Source organism: Neoaquamicrobium sediminum, assembly GCF_040970315.1.
Taxonomy (GTDB): Bacteria; Pseudomonadota; Alphaproteobacteria; order Rhizobiales; family Rhizobiaceae; genus Aerobium; species Aerobium sediminum.
In genome coordinates, this window is sequence record NZ_JAZHFV010000002.1 from 387,443 (window position 1) to 410,090 (window position 22,648).

General features: G+C 63.4%; 23 protein-coding genes. 14 read left to right on the top strand and 9 right to left on the bottom strand.

The window, feature by feature from the left end; genetic code table 11:
- The first annotated feature begins 26 nt into the window (after positions 1–26).
- On the top strand, positions 27–1,496 hold the full coding sequence (locus V1479_RS07185) for a multicopper oxidase family protein (protein WP_368802306.1): 1,470 nt from the start codon (positions 27–29) through the stop codon (positions 1,494–1,496).
- Positions 1,497–1,524: 28 nt separating this feature from the next.
- Here the strand turns inward: V1479_RS07185 and gcvA are convergent, their stop codons facing one another.
- Positions 1,525–2,424 carry a transcriptional regulator GcvA gene (gcvA, locus tag V1479_RS07190; RefSeq protein WP_368802307.1) on the bottom strand — a complete coding sequence of 300 codons (900 nt, stop codon included), beginning with the start codon at positions 2,422–2,424 and terminating at the stop codon, positions 1,525–1,527.
- Positions 2,425–2,608: 184 nt separating this feature from the next.
- Between gcvA and V1479_RS07195 the strand changes: the two genes are divergently transcribed.
- Positions 2,609–3,079, top strand: a complete 471-nt coding sequence (locus V1479_RS07195; protein WP_438620502.1) for a VOC family protein — start codon at positions 2,609–2,611, stop codon at positions 3,077–3,079.
- Positions 3,080–3,100: 21 nt separating this feature from the next.
- Positions 3,101–3,832 (top strand): SDR family oxidoreductase, encoded by a 732-nt coding sequence (locus V1479_RS07200; protein WP_368802309.1) that lies wholly within the window; start codon positions 3,101–3,103, stop codon positions 3,830–3,832.
- Between the two features lie 6 nt (positions 3,833–3,838).
- Here V1479_RS07200 and xseA read toward each other — a convergent pair whose 3' ends face one another.
- Together xseA and V1479_RS07210 are read right to left on the bottom strand one after the other, a co-directional pair.
- Entirely contained in the window at positions 3,839–5,362 is a 1,524-nt protein-coding gene (gene xseA / locus V1479_RS07205; protein WP_368802310.1) for an exodeoxyribonuclease VII large subunit, read from the bottom strand.
- 108 nt (positions 5,363–5,470) lie between these two features.
- The gene (locus V1479_RS07210; protein ID WP_368802311.1) at positions 5,471–6,427 is read right to left on the bottom strand and encodes a LysR substrate-binding domain-containing protein; all 957 of its coding nucleotides are present in this window, start codon (positions 6,425–6,427) and stop codon (positions 5,471–5,473) included.
- A 182-nt stretch (positions 6,428–6,609) separates the two neighbouring features.
- Between V1479_RS07210 and V1479_RS07215 the strand changes: the two genes are divergently transcribed.
- Positions 6,610–6,900 carry a YjiS-like domain-containing protein gene (locus tag V1479_RS07215; protein ID WP_173186887.1) on the top strand — a complete coding sequence of 97 codons (291 nt, stop codon included), beginning with the start codon at positions 6,610–6,612 and terminating at the stop codon, positions 6,898–6,900.
- A 99-nt stretch (positions 6,901–6,999) separates the two neighbouring features.
- Here V1479_RS07215 and V1479_RS07220 read toward each other — a convergent pair whose 3' ends face one another.
- From V1479_RS07220 to V1479_RS07230, 3 genes are all read right to left on the bottom strand, one after another.
- A complete protein-coding gene (locus tag V1479_RS07220; protein ID WP_368802312.1) occupies positions 7,000–7,884 on the bottom strand; it encodes a DUF937 domain-containing protein in 885 nt (294 codons plus the stop codon).
- 121 nt (positions 7,885–8,005) lie between these two features.
- A complete protein-coding gene (locus V1479_RS07225; RefSeq protein ID WP_173186885.1) occupies positions 8,006–9,379 on the bottom strand; it encodes a glutamate--cysteine ligase in 1,374 nt (457 codons plus the stop codon).
- 156 nt (positions 9,380–9,535) lie between these two features.
- Positions 9,536–10,273, bottom strand: coding sequence for a 16S rRNA (uracil(1498)-N(3))-methyltransferase (locus V1479_RS07230; protein ID WP_368802835.1), 738 nt, complete (start codon positions 10,271–10,273; stop codon positions 9,536–9,538).
- A gap of 132 nt (positions 10,274–10,405) precedes the next feature.
- On the opposite strand from V1479_RS07230, the gene V1479_RS07235 reads away from it, so the two are divergent.
- Entirely contained in the window at positions 10,406–10,903 is a 498-nt protein-coding gene (locus tag V1479_RS07235; RefSeq protein ID WP_368802313.1) for a GyrI-like domain-containing protein, read from the top strand.
- A 3-nt stretch (positions 10,904–10,906) separates the two neighbouring features.
- Here V1479_RS07235 and V1479_RS07240 read toward each other — a convergent pair whose 3' ends face one another.
- Positions 10,907–11,545, bottom strand: coding sequence for a hypothetical protein (locus tag V1479_RS07240; protein WP_173186881.1), 639 nt, complete (start codon positions 11,543–11,545; stop codon positions 10,907–10,909).
- Between the two features lie 88 nt (positions 11,546–11,633).
- Here V1479_RS07240 and V1479_RS07245 point away from each other — a divergent pair, with 88 nt between their 5' ends.
- The 9 genes from V1479_RS07245 to V1479_RS07285 all read left to right on the top strand — a co-directional run bounded on the left by V1479_RS07245 (position 11,634) and on the right by V1479_RS07285 (position 20,325).
- Positions 11,634–12,341: a type 1 glutamine amidotransferase gene (locus tag V1479_RS07245; protein ID WP_173186879.1), complete on the top strand. Its 708-nt coding sequence runs from the start codon at positions 11,634–11,636 to the stop codon at positions 12,339–12,341.
- A 6-nt stretch (positions 12,342–12,347) separates the two neighbouring features.
- Positions 12,348–13,562, top strand: coding sequence for a BaiN/RdsA family NAD(P)/FAD-dependent oxidoreductase (locus V1479_RS07250; RefSeq protein ID WP_368802836.1), 1,215 nt, complete (start codon positions 12,348–12,350; stop codon positions 13,560–13,562).
- Between the two features lie 173 nt (positions 13,563–13,735).
- A complete protein-coding gene (gene groES / locus V1479_RS07255) occupies positions 13,736–14,032 on the top strand; it encodes a co-chaperone GroES (RefSeq protein ID WP_173186877.1) in 297 nt (98 codons plus the stop codon).
- A gap of 74 nt (positions 14,033–14,106) precedes the next feature.
- Positions 14,107–15,750, top strand: a complete 1,644-nt coding sequence (groL, locus tag V1479_RS07260; RefSeq protein WP_368802314.1) for a chaperonin GroEL — start codon at positions 14,107–14,109, stop codon at positions 15,748–15,750.
- Positions 15,751–15,964: 214 nt separating this feature from the next.
- On the top strand, positions 15,965–16,144 hold the full coding sequence (locus V1479_RS07265; protein WP_368802315.1) for a CsbD family protein: 180 nt from the start codon (positions 15,965–15,967) through the stop codon (positions 16,142–16,144).
- A gap of 330 nt (positions 16,145–16,474) precedes the next feature.
- On the top strand, positions 16,475–17,866 hold the full coding sequence (locus V1479_RS07270; protein WP_368802316.1) for an MATE family efflux transporter: 1,392 nt from the start codon (positions 16,475–16,477) through the stop codon (positions 17,864–17,866).
- Between the two features lie 40 nt (positions 17,867–17,906).
- Complete coding sequence (locus tag V1479_RS07275) at positions 17,907–18,341, top strand: YqaA family protein (protein WP_368802317.1); 435 nt, start codon at positions 17,907–17,909, stop codon at positions 18,339–18,341.
- Positions 18,342–18,419: 78 nt separating this feature from the next.
- A complete protein-coding gene (gene fumC / locus V1479_RS07280; protein ID WP_173186869.1) occupies positions 18,420–19,811 on the top strand; it encodes a class II fumarate hydratase in 1,392 nt (463 codons plus the stop codon).
- 133 nt (positions 19,812–19,944) lie between these two features.
- A complete protein-coding gene (locus tag V1479_RS07285; RefSeq protein ID WP_173186867.1) occupies positions 19,945–20,325 on the top strand; it encodes a DoxX family protein in 381 nt (126 codons plus the stop codon).
- Positions 20,326–20,630: 305 nt separating this feature from the next.
- Here V1479_RS07285 and hisG read toward each other — a convergent pair whose 3' ends face one another.
- Positions 20,631–21,326: an ATP phosphoribosyltransferase gene (hisG, locus tag V1479_RS07290; protein ID WP_368802318.1), complete on the bottom strand. Its 696-nt coding sequence runs from the start codon at positions 21,324–21,326 to the stop codon at positions 20,631–20,633.
- A 172-nt stretch (positions 21,327–21,498) separates the two neighbouring features.
- Entirely contained in the window at positions 21,499–22,617 is a 1,119-nt protein-coding gene (locus V1479_RS07295; RefSeq protein ID WP_368802319.1) for an ATP phosphoribosyltransferase regulatory subunit, read from the bottom strand.
- Positions 22,618–22,648 lie beyond the last annotated feature (31 nt).

Sequence of the window (22,648 nt, forward strand, 5' to 3'; positions counted from 1 at the left end):
GGCCACTGCGTCCCAAGGAGACGGATATGACTACTTTTTCAAGACGCGGCTTTCTGGCCGCCAGTGCTGCCGCTTTGGCAATCTCACAGTTTCCGCGAACGGGTTCGGCACAACAGCATGCACTGGACCTGCGTGCCACAAGCCGGACGTTGGACATCGACGGAAAGGCTGCAACGGTGTGGGGACTGGCCGGCCCGCCCGGTCAGGGCCTGGTGCTCGATCCCGGTCAGCGCTTCATGGTGAACCTGACCAATGAACTGCCGACGCCGACTCTGATCCACTGGCACGGCCAGATTCCGCCCAATGAACAGGACGGGGTGCCCGATATGCCTATGCCCATGCTCGCGCCCGGCCAGATGCGTGGCTACGACTTTGTGGCTACTCCGGGAACGCATTGGATGCACGCGCATATTCCGCTTCAGGAGATGCGGCTTCTCGCGGCGCCGCTGATCGTCCGCAGCCCGCAAGACATCACCGGCGACCGTCAGGAAGTGACAATGTTTCTGCACGATTTCGCCTTCAAGTCCCCTGAAGAGGTAATGGAGGAAATTACCGGCGGGCATTCCTCAGGCGGACATGCATCCATGGGACATGGCGAAATGTCCGGGAACCGCATGCCGCAGATGGACCAGTCCGCCATGCCTGGAATGGATCATGGAAGCATGCCGATGGCTGGTATGGAGATGGACCTCAATGACTACAATTGGGATGCCTACCTAGCCAATGATCGAACGCTTTCGGACCCGGAAGTGGTTCGCGTCGAGCGTGGCGGGCGCGTACTTCTGCGCGTCATCAACGCTTCTGCCGCCACGGTGTTCTGGGTCGATACCGGGGCCGTCGATGCGCGGCTCGTCGCAGTCGATGGTCACGCGGTGCAACCGGTGAAGGGCAGCCGCTTTGGTATCGCGATGGGCCAAAGGCTGGACATGGAGATCGACCTGTCCGGCTCCGGAGCCTGGCCGATGCTCGCCTTGCGGGAAGGCGCGCGTGAGCGCACGGGGCTGATACTCGCAACGGCAGGCGCAGACACAGCCAAGATCGGATCGACAGCCGACGAGGAGGCCGCGGCTTTCGACACCGATCTTTCCCAGGAATTGCAGCTCGTAGCCCGCGATCCGCTGCCGCCACGCGCGCTGCAGCGCAGTCACATGGTGATGCTTGGCGGTGGGATGCAGCCTTACCGCTGGACGATCAACGGCAGAACCTGGGGTGAGCATGTTCCGGTCACGGCACGTACCGGCGAGCGTGTTGAGATCATGTTCCACAATATGTCGATGATGGGCCATCCGATGCACTTGCACGGCCACGTTTTCCAGGTGGTGGAGATAAATGGAAAGCGCATCGACGGGGCCAGGCGCGACACGGTCTTTGTGCCTCCGATGGCGATGGTGACTGTCGCACTGGACGCGGGCGAGGCCGCGCGCTGGATGCTGCATTGTCATCATATGCCGCATCTTGAAACCGGCATGATGACCGAGTTTGCAGTCGCGGCGTGATGATGACGGGGCGCGGCAACGCTCCCCGTCAGATCTTCCCGCGGTCGCTCGCCATTTCGTCAAAAATCCAGCCCCGGAAGGCGCGGACGCTTTTCTGCCTGAGCGCGCCTTCCGGATAGACGACGTAGTATTTCCATCTCGATTCAAGCGCGAGATCGAAGGGCCGAAGCAGCCGCCCGCCCGCCAGGTCGGCGGAGACAAGGACGCTGCGGCCCAACAGCACGCCTTCTCCCTGCACGGCCGCCTCAACCGCGTAAGCGGCGGCTTCGAAAGTCACGCCACTTTCCGGATCGATTCCATCGAGACCCGCATGCTCCAGCCACGCCGCCCAACCGATGCGAAAATTGTCATGAATGAGCCGGTGATGCCTCAAATCGCTGGGCTGCCGCAGCGGATGGTCTCCTTGCAGCAGTTGTGGGCTGCAGACAGGAGACACCGTTTCGTCGGACAAAAGCTCTGATACAACGCCCTCATACCCGCCCGCTCCGTAGCGTATCGCGATGTCGATGCCGTCCCGCAGGAAGTCCACCAGCGCGCCAGACGTGGAAAGGCGCACGTCAATATCGCGATGCGAGCGGTGAAAACGGTGAAGGCGCGGCACAAGCCATCGGCCGGCGAAGCCGTCGGATGTGCTGACGTTGAGGGTTCGTTGTGGACGGGCGGCGGTGGCTGACATGGTGGCTGCCGCGATGCGGTCGAGGCTCTCCCCGACCGCCGCCGCATAGGCGGTGCCGGCGTCAGTCAGACGCACAGACCTGGTCCCCCGGTCGAAAAGCCTTATGCCAAGCTTGTCTTCCAGATTGCGGACTGCGCGGCTGACCGCGCCGTGCGTAACGTTCAGTTCGGCGGCAGCCTTGGAGAAGCTCAGGTGTCGCGCAGCGGCTTCGAAGGCGGGAAGGCTCATCAACGGAGGCAGCTTGCGGGGCATGGATGACCTGTGAGCGATACTCACAAATGCTGCACGATTAATCGTTTGTCGTCCAGCGTGTCAGCACCAATTCTACGCTCAGGCCGGTGCGGTCAGGGGCTCGCCGGAAGCTGTTTCGGCAAAGAAAGAAGCCGGTGTTTGCGGCGGTGTCGCTGCAGATCGGACAATGGCAAAGGATATGACGATGAAAATCTACCCCCATCTCTGGTTTGCATCCGAGGCCGAGGAGGCGATGGAGTTCTATACCTCCATCTTCAAGGGATCGAAGGTTCTGGAACGTGTCGACCTGCCCGATCCGGAACTCTCCGTCGTGCGCTTCGAGCTCCCGGGAATGCCCGTGGCGGCTCTCAATGCCCATTCGCGCGTGCCCTACAACGAGGCCTTTTCTTTCCTGGTCGAGACGGATGATCAGGAAGAGACCGACTATTACTGGAACGCGCTGACGGCGGGCGGCGGCAAGGAGCAGCCCTGTGGATGGCTGACTGACAAATTCGGCGTCTACTGGCAGGTAACGCCAACCATCCTGCTCCGCATGATCGCGGATCCGGATCGTCAGAAAGCCGCCCGAGCGCTGCAGGCCATGTACAAAATGAAGAAGATCGTCATTGCCGATCTTGAGCGCGCCTTCGCCGGCGATGCGCGTTTGTCGGCGTAGGTGCCACGGCAGGAGATATTCATGGCTATGTTGAAGGATGGCAAAGTGGTCATCGTTGGCGGCAGCTCCGGTATCGGTCTCGGTGTCGCCCAGGCAGTGGTCGCAGCCGATGCGCATGTCGTGATTGTGGGTCGGTCGGCAGCGAAGCTTGAGCTGGCGCAGCGAACCCTCGACGCCGGCTCGCGGGTGAGTGCGATCGCCGCCGATATGACGAACGAGCAGGACGTTGCCCGTACGTTGAGCGACGTGGGCTCTTTCGACCATCTTGTATCGACGGCCGGCACGCCGCCGCCCGGTTACCCGATTGGCGATACCGATATGGAGGTGGTCCGCGGCTTTGTTGACAACAAGCTGGTCGGCGCCGTGCTGCTGGCGAAGCATGCGGTTCGGACGTTAAAAGTGGGTGGATCGATGACGTTCACGTCGGGAATCAACAAGGACCGGCCGCCGGTGCCCGGAGGGGCGGTCGTGTCCGCGGTCGCCGGGTCATTTAGCTATTTTGCGCGGGCACTGGCGCTGGAACTGGCCCCGATGCGAGTGAACATAGTCTCGCCCGGATGGGTCGACACGCCGATGTGGGACGAACTGGTCGGGGAAGCCAAATCGGCGTTCTTTGCAGAAATGGCGCCCCGATTGCCGGCCCGAAAGATCGCGACGCCGGCGGACGTTGCACCCGCCTACATCCATCTCATGGAAAGCGAATTCACGACGGGCGAGACAATCCGTATCGACGGCGGACACAATCTGATCTAGCCGCCCTCAGAAAAGCGAACCCTGTTCCCCGCCGCCGGCCTTTGGCTTTGTCGTCTGCTTTCTGGCTGGAGGCTTCGCGGGGACCTCGCTGCCTGATGCCACGGCCTCGGCACGGCCGTCTGCAAACTCGATGCTGAGCACGTCGCCCGGCTTTATGTGTGTCGCGCTTTTGACCGGCTTTTCATCAGCATCGCGGATGAGGGCGAAGCCGCGTTGCAGCACCGACTTGTGGGACAGCGTTTCCGCCAGTCGCCCGGCCTGGGCAAGACGCGTCGAACGCCGTTCCAATGTCGCGGCAATACATTGATCTGCGCGCCGGCCAAGCAATTGCAGCGTCTGACGGTGCGTCTCCATCCTTCGCGTAAGCGTGGCCGGTGCAACCCGTGCGGCATCGCGGGCAAAGCGCGTCCGGGCCTCGTTGACGCGACGCTGAAGCATTGCCGGCGAAAGGCGCAGGCCGCGGAAGCGCAGGCGCTTCGCTTCGGTGTTGGCGAACAGAGCGCGGCCCAGCCGGCTTGCGGCCTCGTCGAAGCGTCGGCGCGGCAGGGCCAGCAACTGGTCGGCCGAGGGCAACGCGCGCGCCGCAGCGCGCAGGCCCTGGCGTTTGCGTTCCGTGCTGCGCGAGACGGCACCTTTGAGACGAGCCGAGAGCCGCGAAAGCGCCGCTTCCAGATCGGCCTTTACCGGCACCGCGAGCTCCGCCGCTCCGGTCGGCGTGGGCGCGCGCACATCGGCTGCATGGTCTATCAGCGTCCAGTCGGTCTCGTGGCCAACGGCCGAGATCAGTGGAATGCTTGATGCGGCGGCCGCGCGAACCACCGCTTCATCGTTGAAGCCCCACAGGTCCTCGAGGCTGCCGCCCCCGCGTGCGACGATCAGAACGTCCGGCCGGGGTATGGGACCTGCCGGGTCGAGCCGGTTGAAGCCTTCGATCGCAGTGGAAACTTCCGCACCGGTCGTGTCGCCCTGCACCCGCACGGGCCACACCAGCACGTGCAGCGGGAAGCGATCGGTTATGCGGTGAATGATGTCGCGGATAACCGAACCAGTGGGTGATGTGACGACACCGACCACGCGCGGCATGTAGGGTAGGGCGCGCTTGCGCTCGTCGTCGAACAGCCCCTCGGCTGCGAGCTTGCGGCGGCGTTCTTCCAACAGCGCCATCAGGGCGCCGGCTCCGGCCGGCTCCAGATTGTCTATGACGATCTGGTATTTCGACGAGCCCGGATAGGTGGTCAGCTTGCCGGAGGCGATGACCTCCATCCCTTCCTCGGGCCTGAATTTCAGGCGCGAAAACGTACCCTTCCAGATAACCGCTTCCAGTCGCGCGCGCTCGTCCTTCAGCGCGAAGTAGGCGTGGCCGGATGAGTGCGGACCGCGATAGCCCGAGATCTCGCCACGCACGCGCACATTGCCGAACTGATCCTCGACCGCGCGCTTGAGCGCGCCCGAAATCTCGGAAACGGTGAATTCGGCGGCATTGGTTGCGGCGCCGGATGACGGGTCAGACGTGAGAAAGGAATCGCTCATCGGCAAAACATGGCACCAAAGCCTCCGTTCGCGTCAAGGCGCACGAGACATTCAACCGGCGGCAACGTCACAGTAAAAGCCGCTGCTCCACCGTGCGTCCAGCATCCGTCACCAGCCAGCCATCGCCGGCCGTTGCTTCTGTCGCTTCACGCGGGCAAACGCCATTCCGTCGAAGTCGAACTGGCCGGACTCCTCCGGCACAGGCACGGAGATGTTGTCGAGGCTGTCGCAGATGTGACGCGCCAGCGCATCGACCAGCTCCGGCTGGCTCGAATGGCCCCGCACGATGCCGATCCGCACGTCGGGCAGGGCGCCGAACCCGTCCGTCTCCCCGAGAATGCGCATACCCGGCCGCAGCGCGCACTCCGGCAGGATCGAAACGGCCTGGCCCGACAGCACCGCAGCGATGATGACGGTAGCCGACCAGCTCGTGAACAGGATGCGGTAGTCGCGACCCATCTGGTCGAGCATGTCGCACGCCGTCCTGCGCCACATGCAGGTAGCACGGCCGACGGCAATCGGCAGCACGTCCTCCATATGGATCGAGTGGTTCGCGGACGTGACCCACAGCAGCGGCTCGCGCCGCACCACTTCGGCCGCGCCCTTGTCGCTGTCGTGGGTAATCAGGGCGATGTCGAGATGGCCGCGCTTGATGTGGTCGATCAGGTTCACCGTCGGCTCACAGATGACGGACAGTTCCACGCGCGGGTTGGACCGAGCGAAGCGGGCCATGATCTCGGGCAGGAACCGGTCGGCATAATCGTCCGGCGTGCCGATGCGAATATGGCCTTCCAGGCTAGCGTCATCGAAGGCCGCGAGCGTCTCCCTGTTCAGGCGCAGAAGCCTTCGTGCATAGGTCAGCAGGCGTTCGCCTTCCTCGGTCAGCCGGTTTGTGCGGCCTTCCTTTTCGAAGAGCGCCTTGCCCAGGCGTTCCTCCAGCCGCCGCATCTGCATGGAGACCGCCGATTGCGTGCGATGCACTTCATCCGCGGCCCTCGTGAAGCTGCCGGTGTCGGCTATGGTGATGAACGTGTGAAGCTGGTCGAGATCGAGTGGAGCGGCCATGCGCGTGATCCATCATGTTTTCTGATCCGACACATTAAAAACATTCGTTAGACTAATCAATCGCCTCGTGGGACTGTCTCGATGCTAACCAGCAGACGCGATTCAACAGCGGCTGCCGCGGCGCATTCATGCGCTGGCGGTGGATTCGTGATGAGCCGCGTCGATTTTGAAGGAGAGATGAGATGACCGCCCTTGACCACCACACGCATGCGATCGCTGCCGAACGGCGCACGGTTGCCGCCGTGTCGCGCGTGGCCAACGGTTTCCGCGCACTCTTGCGCGCGCTCATCAATCGACGCGAAGTAAACCGCCTTGGCGACCTTTCGGACCACGAACTCGCCGACATCGGGCTGATGCGCACCGACCTCGTGGTCGCCATGCGCTCGCCGATGAGCATCGATCCGACGGCGCGCCTCAGCGACATCGCCCGCGAACGCTACCTCACCGAGGATGGCGCGCGCCGGGTCTGCTGATGCCACAGTTTCCGCAGGCTGACTCCCACATCCCGCCGGTTCCCCTCCGGTAGCCTGCATGCTGCCCGGTCATCCTCCCAGGATGGCCGGGCTTTTTTATTAGCGCGGCGGGTTCTTCATGCCCTGCAGAAACTTGTCGAAGACCGATTCCATATTCTTCTGGTAATCGTCCCGCGTCTTGCGGCCGCTTTCGAACATGTCGCCGAAGAGATCGTCATAGGGCGTTCGCGCGCGTCCGCTTGGATTGGTGCGCTGGGGTTGGGATTCGCGCTGGGTCTGCGGCCGAGGCTGTTGTTGCCCGCCACGCATCATCTCCTCGAAAATCTTGCCGAGCGGGTTGTCGAACGGCCCCTGCGGCGCGCTGGGCGCCTGCCGCTGGGCCTGTCCGCCGCCGAACATGCCTTCCAGGATCTTGCCGAATGGGTTGTCGAACTGGTTGAGGTCGGGCTGCGGCGCTTCCGGGCGTGGTGCCGGCTGCTGGGGCATGCCGCCCTGCTTCATCATCTGCTCGATGATTTCCTGGAGCGGATTGCCCTGACCACCGAAGCCGGCCGCCTGCACCTGGCCGGTCGACTGCTTGAAAAGCCCGCCCATGATCATGGTCGCCAGCGCGGGCAGCATCTGCTTGAGGACGTCCTGGCCGATGCCTGTCGCCTGCGAGGCCTGTGCCGCCACTGCGCGCGAAAGCTCCTTGGAGCCAAAAAGATGGCCTAGGATGCCGTTGCCTTCTTCCATTCCCTGAGGCGAGAAGGCCCGTGTCGCATCCTCGAAATATTTGGCGTGCTGGCCGGAAGACAACGCAGTGAGGAACGAGCCGAGATCGTAGGGGTTCGAGGCATTGCGCTTCAGCCCCTGGCTGAAGGCAGGCAGCAGCGCTTCCATGGCCTGCTGTGTCTGCTGTTGGGAAAGGCCGAATTGCCGCGCCATCTGGTCGACGGCATTGCCGTTCTGGGCCTGGGCGAGCATGTCGAACAACGGCAGCATGGCGGTCTCCTCCGGTATCGCTTTAGGCCGAAAGCCTACCCTATGGGCAGGCGTTCGCAAGCGTCATCGCAAGTTTGCCATAGACGGGCATCGTGGAGTGCGGTGCCGGAAGCCCTCTGCCTCAGTAGGCGTATTCGAGGAAGACGGGTTCGATGGAGCCGCCCCAGCGCGTGTTGTAAGCCTTGAGCATCTCCTCCGCGCTCGTGCTGCCGCGCGCGACCACTTCCTCCAGCGGGGCCAGGAAGCCGGTCTCGTCGTAGCCTTCGCGGTTCTTGCGGTCACGGCGGGCGAGGCCGCCGCGCGAGATGTCGAGCACGTCGCGCGCAACCTCGCGCAGCGTCCTGTTCCCATAGGGCGTCGCCAGTCCCTGCGCCGGCACGGCATTCCGCATTGCCTCGACGTCGGTAAAGGTCCACTCTTTCGTCAATGCCTCGGCGGCGTCCAGCGCGGCCTCGTCGTAAAGAAGACCGACCCAGAAGGCGGGCAGGGCGCAGATACGCCGCCACGGCCCGCCGTCGGCGCCGCGCATTTCGAGAAAGCGCTTGAGCCGTACATCGGGAAACAGCGTGGACAGATGGTTGGCCCAGTCGCCCATCGTCGGCAACCCGTCCGGAACGCTGTCGCGGAGCGCCCCGTCCATGAACTGGCGGAAGGTGACGTGGGTCACGTCGAAATAGCGCCCCTCGCGGATCAGGAAATACATCGGCACGTCGAGCGCCCATTCGACGTAGTCTGCAAAGCCGAAATCGGGCGAGAAGCACAATTCCAGCAGCCCCGCCCGCTGGTTGTCGGTGTCGCGCCATATCTCGCCACGCCAGCTCTGCAGGCCGTTTGGCCGTCCCTCGGTGAATGGCGAGTTCGCGAAAAGCGCGGTCGAAAGCGGCTGCAGCTTCAACGAGACCTGCATCTTGCGGCGCATGTCCGCCTCGCTCTCGAAGTCCAGGTTCACCTGGATCGTGCAGGTCCGGTACATCATATCGAGGCCCTGCGTCCCAACCTTCGGCATGTAGGCCGTCATGATGTCGTAGCGCGATTTCGGCATGCGCGGCGTTTCGGCGAGCGTCCATTTCGGGCTGCCGCCAAGGCCGAGGAAGCGGATTCCCAGTGGCTCGGCGATCTCGCGAAGCTGGGCGAGATGGGCGTTGCCTTCGCGGCATGTCTGGTGGATCGTCTCGAGCGGCGCTCCGGAGAGCTCGAACTGACCGCCCGGCTCAAGTGAGATCGCGCCCTGTCCGGTCGGCTCCACCAGTCCGATGATGTGGCCGGCATCGACGATCGGCTCCCAGCCGAGCACGCGCTGCATGCCTTCCAGTAGTGCCTTGATGCCGCGCTCGCCGCCATAGGGTACCGGGGCGTTGCCGTCGATATAGAAAGGAAACTTCTCGTGCTCGGTGCCAATTCGCCATTGATCGCGCGGCTTGTTGCCGGCGCTCAAATAGGAGACCAGTTCGTCGATGCCTTCGATCGGCCGGAAATCGGTCGTGTCGCGCGCCATGTCGTTTCCTCAACTAAATGTCCGGCCGGCCGTTCTTGCGACGGCGCGCGAGTGTTGAACGAAAGACCGCCGTGCGATCAAGCGAAAAATCCTGACAGCACGTTGACGCTAAGTTGATTGTCGCGCGTTGAAAGCTTCTCTCGGCCTTCCCATGCATCAGCTCCAGTCGCCGATTGTCGCCTGGATGACGGCGAGCGCAGCAACCGCGGCCGTGTCGGCGCGCAGGATACGCGGGCCAAGCGGTATGGCGGTCACGAACGGCAAGGCTCTCAGCATTCGGCGTTCGTCTTCTGAAAATCCCCCTTCGGGACCGACGAGCAGGCCAAGTCTGGTTTCAGCGATTGAGCGCAGCGCCGGCACCGGGTTGTTTGTTGCGGCGTCCTCGTCGCAGAAGATCAGCCGTCTGTCGGGCTCCCAGTCGCCGAGCAGCCGCTCCAGTTTCAGGGGCGGGCGCACCGGCGGCACTGCCAGCACGCCGCACTGCTCGGCCGCCTCGATCGCGTTCGCCTCGAACTTCTCAAGTGATGTCCTGGTGTTCTGCGTGTGCTGTGTGATGACGGGTTGCAGCACGCCAGCGCCCATTTCCACGGCCTTTTGCACCAGATAATCGAGCCGGCCGACTTTCAGGGGCGCAAAGGCGTAGACAAGGTCGGGTGTGGGCGGTTGCGGTCGTGTCTGGCTTTCCACCGCGATGCGCACGGCCTTCTTTCCGAGCGCTTCTATTCTCGCGCTCCACTCGCCGTCGCGCCCGTTGAAGACGAGTAGTTCGGCCCCTTCGGCCATGCGCAGCACGTGGGCCAGATAGTGGCTCTGTGCCTTGTCGGCCTCGAAGGTCGTGTTCTGGGCGAGGTCGTGCGGCACGTAGAGCCGCTGAAGCTTGTAGTTGGCGCGCATGATGCTGTGTTGCGATGGCTGCCCGGCATTCGTCAAGTTCGCCTGCCGTTGAATCTTGCTGCCGTCCTGTCGGTTCGCACCCGCCGCAAACGTCCTGAGTGGGCAGTCACGCAAACAAAGGAGAAGAATGCGATGCTCACTTTGCCGGAAATCGTCGAGCGTGGTCCGCAGCCATACGTCGCCGTGCGAGAGCGTGTTTCGCTTGGCGCGATGAAGCCGGCGGTGGACCGGGCGTTCCAGAAGCTGTTCGGATGGCTTGGCGCGAACGGAGTGGAGCCGGTCGGCGCTGCGTTCTTCAAGTACAATCTCATCGACATGGGTGGAATGTTGGACGTCGAGTTCGCTGTACCGGTGGCCAGAGAGATCGATTCAGGCGGAGAGATCACCGCAGCCATGCTGCCGGCAGGCCACTATGCTCAGGTCAAATGGACCGGACCCTATGACGCGCTCGTCGATGTCAACGCTGTTCTGGTCGGTTGGGCGAAGGAAAAGGGTGTCCGCTGGGACACGCAGGAAACTCCGGAGGGCGACCGCTTCGCTGCCCGCATCGAAATCTACGAAAACAACCCTGCCGAAGTCGAAGATCCGAAAGACCTGGTGACGACGGTCGCCATCAAGGTCGCCGACTGACCGTCAAGGCAGTGCGCTGGGATGCCATGCCGGCGCATAGCCTGCTCGCAACGCCGCGATTGTGGATCGTGGCGTGAGGAGCCGGGCATGCGCAGGCAAGGCCCGGGGCTCCCCATACCCGCTGAAGCTCCATGGCAGAGCCAGTCCGGCTCGGAGTGCAAATATCCCTGCATTGGCCACGATTGCCGCGCCGTCGGGAAGCTGGCGGATCTGGTCTTGCTGCAGCGGTGGCTTCTCGCCGGTGACGGCGTGCCTTTCGGCGTGCAGCAGGCTGTCGATCTCAGGCGCCGTTGCAGTGGCAAGACCGTTGCCCCTGGCGAAGAACCGTTGGAAATCTCGCGCAGCGTCGCGCCGGCAATAGAAGCAGGGCCGGTGGCCCGCAGCCAGCGCCGTCACCTCGTCGAGGAAGAAGAGTTCGGTCCAGCCTGCTCCCCTGGAAGGACTGTTGCGCCCCATCGGCTCCCGCCGCGTTCCGTGCGGGTGTTCCAATGTGCAGACGATCCACGCTTTGGTCGTCCACCGTCGCGAAAGAAGCGTCTTCGACGCTGGATCGTGAATGACGCCGCGATTGCCTGTGAAGAGACCCCGCGCCGGCGTCGCGACGATCTCACCGGCAGGGTCGACCCGGTTCTGCAGTGGCACAAGCAGCCTCCCTTTCCTGCGTCGCGCGCGCCATGCTATCGCTCCGCGCAGTCTTCGACACCACCCGAAAAAAAAGCCGGAAGCTTCCATGCACGTTCTTGTTGTCCAGAATTTCGAGGGTGCGAGCCTTGGACAGGTGGCGATTGCGCTCGACGAAGCCAATGCAAGCGTCGAGACGATCCGCGCCGACAAGGGTGAGCCGCTGCCGGACGGCGCGAATGGCTACGACGCACTGGTCGTGCTGGGTGGCGCGCAAAATGCGCTGGCCGACGATGTGTGCCCGTGGCTTCCCGCACTGTGCGATCTGATGCGCGATTTCTCCGAAGCCGATCGGTCCGTGCTGGGCATTTGCCTTGGTAGTCAGCTTCTCGCTCGCGCCTATGGTGGGCAGAATATCGTAGGCGGGGCGACCGAGTTCGGCTGGCGCGAGGTCGAGTTGACGGGCGATGGCGTTGCCGACCCGATCTTTGAAGGCGTGGGTGAGCGCTTTCGCACCTTCGAGTGGCACGACGATACATTCATGTTGCCCGGCGGTGCCGTGCGGCTTGCCGGCAATCTCGACGTTCAAAATCAGGCTTTCAGGGTTGGCCGCGCGGCCTATGGCATGCAGTTTCATTTCGAGGCCGACCGGCCAATGGTCGAGCAATGGAGCGATGCATTCGCGACGCTGCTGGCCGATCTCCAGCCTGGTTGGGCCGAGCGGCACCCGGCTGAGGCCGCCCTGCACGGGCCGCAGGCCGACGCTGCCGGCATGACCATCGCCCGCAACTGGGTGCGCACCATCGCAGCGCCTTAACCCGTGATGCGAACCGAAAATTTCGATACCGTCATCCTCGGCGCGGGCGCGGCGGGCATGATGTGTGCGATTCATGCCGCTGCGCGCGGCGGTCGCGTCCTTGTCATCGATCATGCAAAATCGCCAGGCGAAAAAATTCGAATCTCAGGCGGCGGTCGCTGCAATTTCACCAATCTGGGCTCAAGCCCCCGCAACTTCCTCTCGCAAAATCCGCATTTCGCCAAGTCGGCTTTAGGCCGCTACACGCAGCACGATTTCATCACGCTGGTGGAAAAGCACGGCATCGCCTACCACGAGAAAACACTCGGGCAGCTCTTCTGCGACCATTCCGCCAAGGACATCATAGCGATGCTGCTGGATGAGATGGCGCAGGTCGGTTGCGAGATCAGGCTCAAGACAAGCCTCGGTACGGTCGAACGAACGGATGCGGGGTTTTCGCTTGTGCTGGCGGGCGATGGCGCGGGCAAGGTGCGATGCCGCCACTTCGTGGTCGCTTGCGGGGGGAAGTCTATTCCCAAGATGGGCGCGACGGGGTTGGGCTATCAGATCGCGGAGCGGTTCGGGCTTGCCGTCACCGAAACGCGACCCGCATTGGTGCCGCTGACATTCGGCGAGGACATGCTGGACGGTTTCCGCGAGATCGCCGGTGTGGCGGTCGATGCGCGCGTTTCCTGCGGCAAGGCCGCCTTCAAAGAGGCTTTGCTGTTCACCCACCGCGGCCTTTCCGGCCCGTCCATCCTGCAGATTTCGTCTTACTGGCGTGAGAAACAGCCGATCAGCATAGCCTTGCTGCCGGACGTAGACTTCGCTCGCGTCCTGCTGGATGCCAAACGGGAGAACGCGCGACGAAGCATCGCAAACGCGCTGGGGGAAATCCTGCCGAAGCGGCTGGCGTCGTATCTGGCGCAGACGCATGGCTGGTCGGGAACCCTCGGTGAGGCAAGCGACCGGAAGCTCTTGTCGATCGCGCAGGCGCTTCACGGATGGGAGCTGTATCCCGTCGGATCAGAAGGCTACCGAACCGCCGAGGTGACTTTGGGCGGCGTGGATACGGCTTGCCTGAACTCGCGCACGATGGAAGCGAAGGGGGCCGATGGCCTCTATTTCATTGGCGAGGTGGTCGACGTGACCGGCTGGCTGGGCGGGTACAATTTTCAGTGGGCGTGGTCGTCGGGCTGGGCCACCGGGACGGCTATCGCCGAACGCGGTACGGCGCATTAAGTAAAACCGCACGGCCCTTAACCAAGACGCGAGTCGATCTTCTTGACTCGCCCGGGCGCAGTGACTATCTCACCGGTCATGTTAGCACTCTCTTCAGGTGAGTGCTAACCGCGATCCGGCCCAGCCGGACGGAGGGAACCCCTTAACCTATCCTTATCGAGGACACCAGAGACATGGCAAAGTCGAAATTCCGCCCGCTCCATGACCGCGTGGTCGTTCGTCGGGTCGAATCCGAGGAAAAGACCGCCGGCGGGATCATCATCCCGGACACCGCCAAGGAAAAGCCGCAGGAAGGCGAAGTTGTCGCCGTCGGTTCCGGCGCTCGTGACGAGGCCGGCAAGCTCGTGCCGCTCGACGTCAAGGCCGGCGACCGCGTCCTGTTTGGCAAGTGGTCCGGCACCGAAGTGAAGCTCAATGGCGAAGACCTTCTGATCATGAAGGAATCCGACATCATGGGCATCATCGGCTAATCCGACCAAACCCGAATTCAGGTTCACGATGGCCGGTTCGCCAAGGCGACCAGCCGTGAAAACAGGAGCTCAACATGGCTGCCAAAGACGTAAAATTCTCCCGTGACGCCCGCGAGCGCATGCTGCGCGGTGTCAACATTCTCGCCGACGCTGTGAAGGTCACGCTCGGCCCCAAGGGCCGCAACGTCGTGATCGACAAGTCGTTCGGCGCCCCGCGCATCACCAAGGACGGCGTCACCGTCGCCAAGGAGATCGAGCTGGAAGACAAGTTCGAGAACATGGGCGCCCAGATGGTGCGCGAAGTGGCCTCGAAGACCAACGACATCGCCGGTGACGGCACCACCACCGCGACCGTTCTGGCTCAGGCGATCGTTCAGGAAGGCCACAAGGCCGTTGCTGCCGGCATGAACCCGATGGACCTGAAGCGCGGCATCGACCTCGCTGTCAGCGACGTCGTCGCCCAGCTTGCCAAGGCCACCAAGAAGATCAAGACCTCGGAAGAGGTTGCTCAGGTCGGCACCATCTCGGCAAATGGCGAGAAGGAAATCGGCGAGATGATCGCCGCCGCCATGCAGAAGGTCGGCAACGAAGGCGTCATCACCGTCGAGGAAGCCAAGACCGCCGAGACCGAGCTCGAAGTCGTCGAAGGCATGCAGTTCGACCGCGGCTACCTGTCGCCGTACTTCGTCACCAACCCGGACAAGATGGTTGCCGAGCTGGAAGACGCCTACATCCTGCTGCACGAGAAGAAGCTCTCCAACCTGCAGGCAATGCTGCCGGTGCTGGAAGCAGTCGTTCAGACCTCCAAGCCGCTCCTCATCATCTCCGAGGACGTCGAGGGTGAGGCTCTGGCCACGCTCGTCGTCAACAAGCTGCGCGGCGGTCTCAAGATCGCTGCCGTCAAGGCTCCGGGCTTCGGCGACCGCCGCAAGGCCATGCTGGAGGACATCGCGATCCTCACCGGCGGCCAGGTGATCTCGGAAGACCTCGGCATCAAGCTCGAAAATGTCGGCCTCAACATGCTCGGCCGCGCCAAGAAGGTGTCGATCTCCAAGGAGAACACCACCATCGTCGACGGCGCCGGCAAGAAGGGCGAGATCCAGGGCCGCGTTGCCCAGATCAAGCAGCAGATCGAGGAGACCTCTTCCGACTACGACCGCGAGAAGCTCCAGGAGCGTCTGGCGAAGCTGGCTGGCGGCGTGGCCGTCATCCGCGTCGGCGGTGCGACCGAGGTTGAGGTCAAGGAAAAGAAGGACCGCGTCGATGACGCCCTGAACGCGACCCGCGCGGCCGTTGAGGAAGGCATCGTTCCTGGCGGCGGCACCGCGCTGCTGCGCGCTTCCCACAACCTCAAGGCCAAGGGCGAGAACGCCGATCAGGACGCCGGCGTCAACATCGTTCGCCGTGCTCTGCAGGCTCCGGCCCGCCAGATCGCGACCAACGCCGGTGACGAAGCTTCCGTGATCGTCGGTAAGATCCTCGAGAACAAGTCGCAGACCTATGGCTACAACGCCCAGACGGGCGAGTTCGGCGACATGATCTCCAACGGTATCGTCGACCCGACCAAGGTCGTGCGCACCGCGCTGCAGGACGCGGCTTCGGTTGCCGGTCTGCTAGTCACCACCGAGGCCATGATCGCCGAAGCTCCGAAGAAGGAATCGGCAGCTCCTGCGATGCCCGGCGGCGGCATGGGTGGCATGGGCGGCATGGACTTCTAGGAAGTCCATAAAGCTCGCCCATCACTTGAGAATCTCAAGCCCGTCAAGCGGGCTTGAGTGGCGGCATGGACTTCTAGGAAGTCTATAAAGCTTGAGAATACGAAGGGGCGGCAGCAATGTCGCCCCCTTTTTCTTTTGTGCCCAAGCAACCAAAATCCTGTCCTGCCGTTGTCTGACGCCGCAAGCGTGCGGTTGTTCGAAAGGAACCAGGCAGATGGTCAATAAGGATCAGGTCAAAGGTGTCGCAAAGCAGGCCACGGGTTCGGCCAAGGAAGCCGTCGGCAAAGCCACTGGCTCGAAGAAGACCGAAGCCAAGGGCAAGGCCGAAAAGGTGGCCGGCAAGGTCCAGAAGGGCTTTGGTGACGCCAAGGAAAAGGTCAAGAAGGCGCTCTGAACCCGCCTTACCGTCAGGCAAAGACAGGGAGCGATGCGATCGCTCCCTTTTTTCGTGTCGGACAGCCGCCGGTAAGAGGTACGAGCCGACGCGATAGCTGCTCCCCGACCCCACCGGGATTGCAGCGCGTGCAGCCGGAGACACTGCCAACCAGAACCATTGACAGCTTTGACGCTGCCCGCTACCCACCGCCGCGGCAAGAGGCGCCGGCCGCTCGCGGCGAAAGCCAAGGTGAAGCCTCTCCGACACGCTCGTCGTAACCGACGCATCGGCAACAATGGCAATGCGAGCCCCATTCGCTCTCCGTCGATGCGATCTGGAGACGACCACATGACGACGCCTGAACCGTCGCGTCAAAACGCGTTCCTGCATGGCCCATTGGGCCCGCTTTTCATCAAGACTGCACTTCCCATCATTCTCATCATGAGCACGAACGGTCTGCAGACCGTGATCGATGCCTGGTTCCTCGGCGAATTCGTCGGCGCGGATGCACTGGCCGCCGTAACGCTGATGTTTCCGGCATTCATGCTGCTGGCGGCACTTTCGACACTCGTCGCGAGCGGTATGGCAAGCGTGCTGGCCCGCACCTTCGGCGCGGGCGATATCGGCGCCACGCGTGTGGTCTTTGCCGGCGCGCACGGCCTTGCGCTGTTGGTCTGCGCGGTGCTGATCGCCTGTTTCTGGCTGGGCGGAGAGCCTCTGGTCAACCGCCTTGCAGATGGTTCGCCGTCGCTTGCAGCCATGGGCTACACCTATATCGCGATCGTCATATGGAGCTCTCCGTTGATGTTCGTCCTGTCCATCAATGGCGATGCGTTGCGCAGCGAAGGACGGCTTGGCTTGATGACCGTGGCTAGCCTCGTCACTTCCCTCGCCAACATCGTCATGAACTACCTGCTTATTGTCGAGTTCGGCTATGGCGTTGCCGGCTCCGCAATCGGCACCGTGCTTGCGCAAATTATCGCGCTGGCGATCGTGGTGGTCTATCGGACGAGGGGCAGGACGCCGCTTCGCTACGGCGTGCTTTCCGTGCGGCACTGGCGCGCGCATTGGGGATCGTTCCTGGCGCTTGGCGCGCCGCAGAGTCTTAGCTTCATCGGCATCTCGCTGACGGCTGCGGCAGTGATCCTTTCCGTCCAGCGCTGGTCCGGCGAAGATTATGCAGCAACGGTCGCGGCCTATGGCATCATCACCCGCATCATGACATTTGCCTTCATGCCGCTGCTGGGCCTCAACATGGCCATGCAGACGATCGTTGGCAACAATTTCGGGGCGCAGCTCTGGTCGCGTTCGGATGCCGGCTTGAGGCTCGGCCTCGTGGTGGCGCTGGGTTATTGCCTTACCTTCGAGGTCGCGATGCTGCTTTTCGCGCCGGTGATCGGCGGTATCTTCGTCGACGATCCGGCCACCATCGCGGAGGTTGGGCGCATTCTGCCGGTTACGATCATGCTCTATGTCGTCGCCGGACCGATGATGATGCTTTCCGGGTATTTCCAGGCGATTGGCGATGCGCGACGGGCGCTGTTCCTGAGCGTGACGCGAACCTACTGTTTCACGATCCCGCTGACTATCGCTCTGCCATTTGCGATTGGAGAGTGGGGTATCTGGTACGCCGGACCGACCTCGGAAGGGCTTATGCTCCTGCTTGCTCTGGGCCTGCTGGCCTATACCCAGGCCGCAACCGGCTATCGTTGGGGTGTGTTGCGGGCTGCTAGATCGTGAACCGGCCCGGGTAGGGCGAAGGAAGGGTTGAGCGTGACACGTGGCGGATAGTTCCTGGCTCCTTGTGCTGGCGCTGTCCGCCTTTAGCTCCGCCACGTTGCTGCCCGGATCCTCGGAGGCAACGCTGATTGGCCTGCACCTTTCGCAGGTCGCACCGGGCTGGCTTTTGCTGGCAGTTGCGTCGACGGCCAACGTCGTTGGCTCATGTGTCAACTGGATGCTAGGCCGGTTCGCGGCCCTGTGTGCCGGGCGGCGCTGGTTTCCGGCAACGCCCGAGCAACTGGACCGTGCGTCAGACTGGTATCGACGTTTGGGCTGGCCGACGCTTCTGCTTTCATGGGTTCCGATCATCGGCGACCCGCTGACGGTCATGGCCGGCATCCTGCGCACACCGCTATGGCTGTTCCTGATCGTTGTGGCCTTTGCCAAGACGGCGCGCTATGCAGCCTTGCTCTGGTTGATCGACCTGATCTGAGCACCAGATTTAATGCCGGCCACGCCAGCCCCCTACGGACGAGCAAGCCACGGACGGCTCTGAATAAGGAGACCGACAATGACGAAAACCCGCACCGAAACCGACACCTTCGGCCCCATCGAGGTCGATGCCGGAAAATATTGGGGCGCGCAGGCGCAGCGCTCGCTCGGCAATTTCAGGATCGGTTGGGAGAAGCAGCCGCAGCCGATCGTGCGCGCGCTCGGCATCGTCAAGCAGGCTGCTGCAGAGGCCAACATGGACCTCGGCCGCCTCGACCCGGCGCTCGGCAAGGCGATCGTCGATGCCGCGCAAGAGGTGATCGATGGCAAGCTGGACGATCACTTCCCGCTGGTCGTCTGGCAGACGGGCTCGGGCACCCAGTCGAACATGAATGCCAACGAGGTGATTTCCAACCGGGCAATCGAGATGCTCGGCGGCGAGATGGGCTCCAAGAAGCCGGTCCATCCCAACGACCACGTCAACATGAGCCAGTCGTCCAACGACACCTACCCGACGGCGATGCACATCGCCTGCGCGGAGGAGATCGTGCACCGGCTGCTGCCGGCGCTGAAGAAGCTGCACGGCGCGCTGGACGCAAAGGCAAAGATGTGGGGCGACATCATCAAGATCGGCCGCACCCACACACAGGATGCAACACCGCTGACGCTCGGCCAGGAGTTTTCCGGCTATGCGCAGCAGGTCGAAAACGGAATCGCTCGCATCGAACAGACCCTGCCGGGCCTGATGCAGCTCGCGCAGGGCGGCACGGCCGTAGGCACCGGCCTCAATGCACCTGTCGGCTTTGCCGAGAAGGTCGCCGCGCGCATTGCCGCGATCACCGGGCTCGAATTCACCAGCGCGCCCAACAAGTTCGAGGCGCTCGCAGCCCACGACGCGATGGTATTCTCCCATGGCGCGATCAACGCGGTCGCGGCGTCGCTGTTCAAGATAGCCAACGACATCCGCTTCCTCGGTTCCGGTCCGCGTTCGGGCCTTGGCGAACTGGCGCTGCCGGAAAACGAGCCCGGCTCGTCGATCATGCCGGGCAAGGTCAATCCCACCCAGTGCGAGGCGCTGACGCAGGTCTGCGTACAGGTCTTCGGCAACCACGCGGCGCTCACCTTTGCGGGCAGCCAGGGCCATTTCGAACTGAACGTGTTCAACCCGGTCATGGCCTACAACTTCCTGCAGTCGGTGCGGCTGATGGCGGATGCAGCGGTCTCCTTCACCGACAATTGCGTCGTCGGGATCGAGCCGCGTGTGGACAACATCAAGGCCGGCGTGGAGCGATCGCTGATGCTGGTGACGGCACTGGCGCCGAAGATCGGCTACGACAATGCGGCTAGGATCGCCAAGACCGCGCACAAGAACGGCACGACACTTCGCGAGGAAGCGCTGGCCACGGGGCTGGTGACGGCGGAAGAGTACGATTCCATCGTACGGCCCGAGGCGATGACGCAGCCGGGGTGAGGCACCCAGAGATTGTGAACGGAATTTTCGGTGCCGTTCGCAATCAATGAACACTGAGTTTGCAGCTCTGCGGATTGTTGCAGCGCACAGATAGTCTATTTGGGTGGAACGAAACCCGGAGAGTTACCTGCCAATGTCAAACGACCTCGTACTACTCGTCGCGCGCATCTTTCTCGTCGCGCTGTTCCTCGCTTCCGGCATCCCGCTGATTTTCGCTCCTGGCGGCTTCGCCGGCTTCATGGGCTCAATCGGCTTGCCCGCACCCATGCTCGTTACGTGGATCGTCATCGCCGTAAAGGTGCTTGGTGGACTGGCCGTTCTCGTCGGCTTCCAGACGCGCTATGCAGCTTATGCTCTTGCCGCCTTCTCGATCGGCTCGGCACTGCTCGGCCACACCAACTGGGCCGACATGAACGAGTTCAACAACTTCTTCAAGAATTTCGCGATCGCCGGCGGCTTCCTTGCCCTGTCGGTCGCGGGCCCGGGCGCGCTGTCGGTTTCCGGCCGCCGCTGATCCCAAACCCTCCCAAGGCGGATACGAAGAGGCCCGGAGCGATCCGGGCCTTTTTTATTGTGCGTCCTTCGAGGCTCGCCCTCGAAAGGACATAGCGAATTTGCAAGCGGCCTTGCGGGCTCGCACCTCAGGATGAGGGAGGTGGGCTGATCGAATCCGCTCAAAGTGGGCTCGATACGGGCCAATGGAAAGATCCTCTAGCCCGCGAGCTTTGCTAACCATCCTCATCCTGAGGTGCGAGCCCCCGGGTCTTGCCTTTGGCAAGCCCGAGGACAGGCTCCGCGAGCCTCGAAGGACGCACCTACTTACAGACCGTTCACCGCCTTCAGCACGCCATCGAGGGTAGCGGCATCCGCGTTGCTCCGCTCCTTCAGCGATTGCACGAGGCACGCTTCCGAGCGCAGTATGACGCCGTCTTCCAGTATCTTCAGGTGGTTGGCGCGCAGCGTCGAGCCGGTCGTGGTGATGTCGACGATCACGTCCGCCGAACCGGCCGCCGGTGCACCCTCGGTCGCGCCGAGACTCTCGACGATGCGATAGACCTGAATGCCGTGCTGGCTGGAAAAGAACTGCTGGGTCAGCCGCCAGTATTTGGTGGCGATGCGCAGGCGACGGCCATGCCGCTGGCGGAAATCGGCGGCGACGTCGTCAAGGTCCGCCATGGTGTCGACGTCGAGCCAGGCGTCGGGCACGGCAACGACCACGTCTGCGCGGCCAAAACCGAGCCGCGCGCCGACCGACACGCGCTTTTCCCATTCCGGTATGGTTTCGCGCACGAGGTCCTCGCCGGTCACGCCGAGATCGACTGTGCCTGCGCCGAGCTCACGGGCGATTTCGGACGCGGAGAGGAAAGCGACTTCGATGTCGTCGCGACCTTCGACCCGCGCGCGATAGCGGCGCTCGTCTTCCGGCTGCACGACCACCAGCCCGGCGCGGTTCAGCGCGGCCATTGCCTCATCCTTGAGGCGGCCTTTGGAAGGCAGTGCGAGGGTGATGGTCATGCCGCCCCCCTTTCCTTCGACTCTATCCTCGCGGGTTGGCGGATTGCATACCCCCACCCCTCACCCCTCCCCACAAGGGGGAGGGAGATTCTGAGGCGCTGATGCCCCCCTCCTCTTTGTGGGGAGGGGTAAGGGGTGGGGGTAGGAACGTAAGAAGCCATACGCCGACGGGTCATGCCGTCTCTCCCCGCAGCGCCGCGATGCGGTCGAGCCAGACGGAGAAGCCGACGCCGGGAATGGGGTTCGCGGCGCCGAGAAGCGTGAGCAGCCGGTCGTAGCGCCCGCCACCAACGAGTGGCTTAGCGCCACCAGCGGCCGAAATTTCGAAGACAAGGCCGGTATAATAGTCGAGCGGTCGGCCGAAGCTTGCATCGTAGTCGACGCTGCCTGTTGCCAGTCCATGCGCCCGAAGCGCCTCGACCCGCGCGCCGAACAGGTCGAGCGCGGCACCCAGCGATACGCCTGCCTCGCCGGCGAAACCGCCGAGCGCGCCGGCCGCCTCTTCCAGTGGCACGCGGATCGCAAGGAACCGCTTCAGCGCGTCGAAGGCGTCCTTCGAAAGCCGCACGCTGCGCAGCTCGGCCTTCTCGATCAGCCGCCGCGCGATTTCCTGGGGCGTGCGCCCGGCGCTCGCCGAAAGCCCGGACTGTTCCATCAGCACGCCGACATGGCCGGCAAGGCCGTCGATGTCGCCCTCGGATACGAAATCGGCCACCGCCTCGGCGGGCGCCGCGCGCTGGGACGGGTTGGCCAGATCGTCGAGCGCGGCTGCAAGTTGCTCGCGCGAACCGAAAGCGCGCGCCAGGCGCTTCTGCCAGCCGCGCGGCAGGCCGAGCGCCGCCAGCACCGCCTCGAACACGCGCTGGTCGCCCAGCGTTACGGTCAGCGTTTTGCCGGGCAGGGTGCGTGCCAGCAGGGCATGGGCGTCGGCAATCGAGCGGGCGTCGGCGGTGGCGATGTCGGCCTCGCCGAGGTCCTCGATGCCGGCCTGGAAAAATTCCGCCTCCCCCTCGCGGCGCTGGCGGAACACCTCACCCAGATAGCCGTAGCGGCGCGGCGTGCCAGCGCGGCTGGCGATATGGTCGAGGCAGACGGGAATCGTGAATTCGGGCCGCAGGCACAGCGCCTCGCCGGTCTCGCTTTCGGTCAGGAATATGCGGCGGCGCAGATCCTCGCCGGCCATGTCGAGGAATGGATCGGCGGGCTGGATGGTCGGCACGTCGATCAGCCCGGCCCCGCGTTCGGAAAACAGTGCGAGGATGTCGGGCGCGAATGAGGGCAGGGCGGTCATGGGTTGACCTGCGTAATGGTCGAGGCAGAGG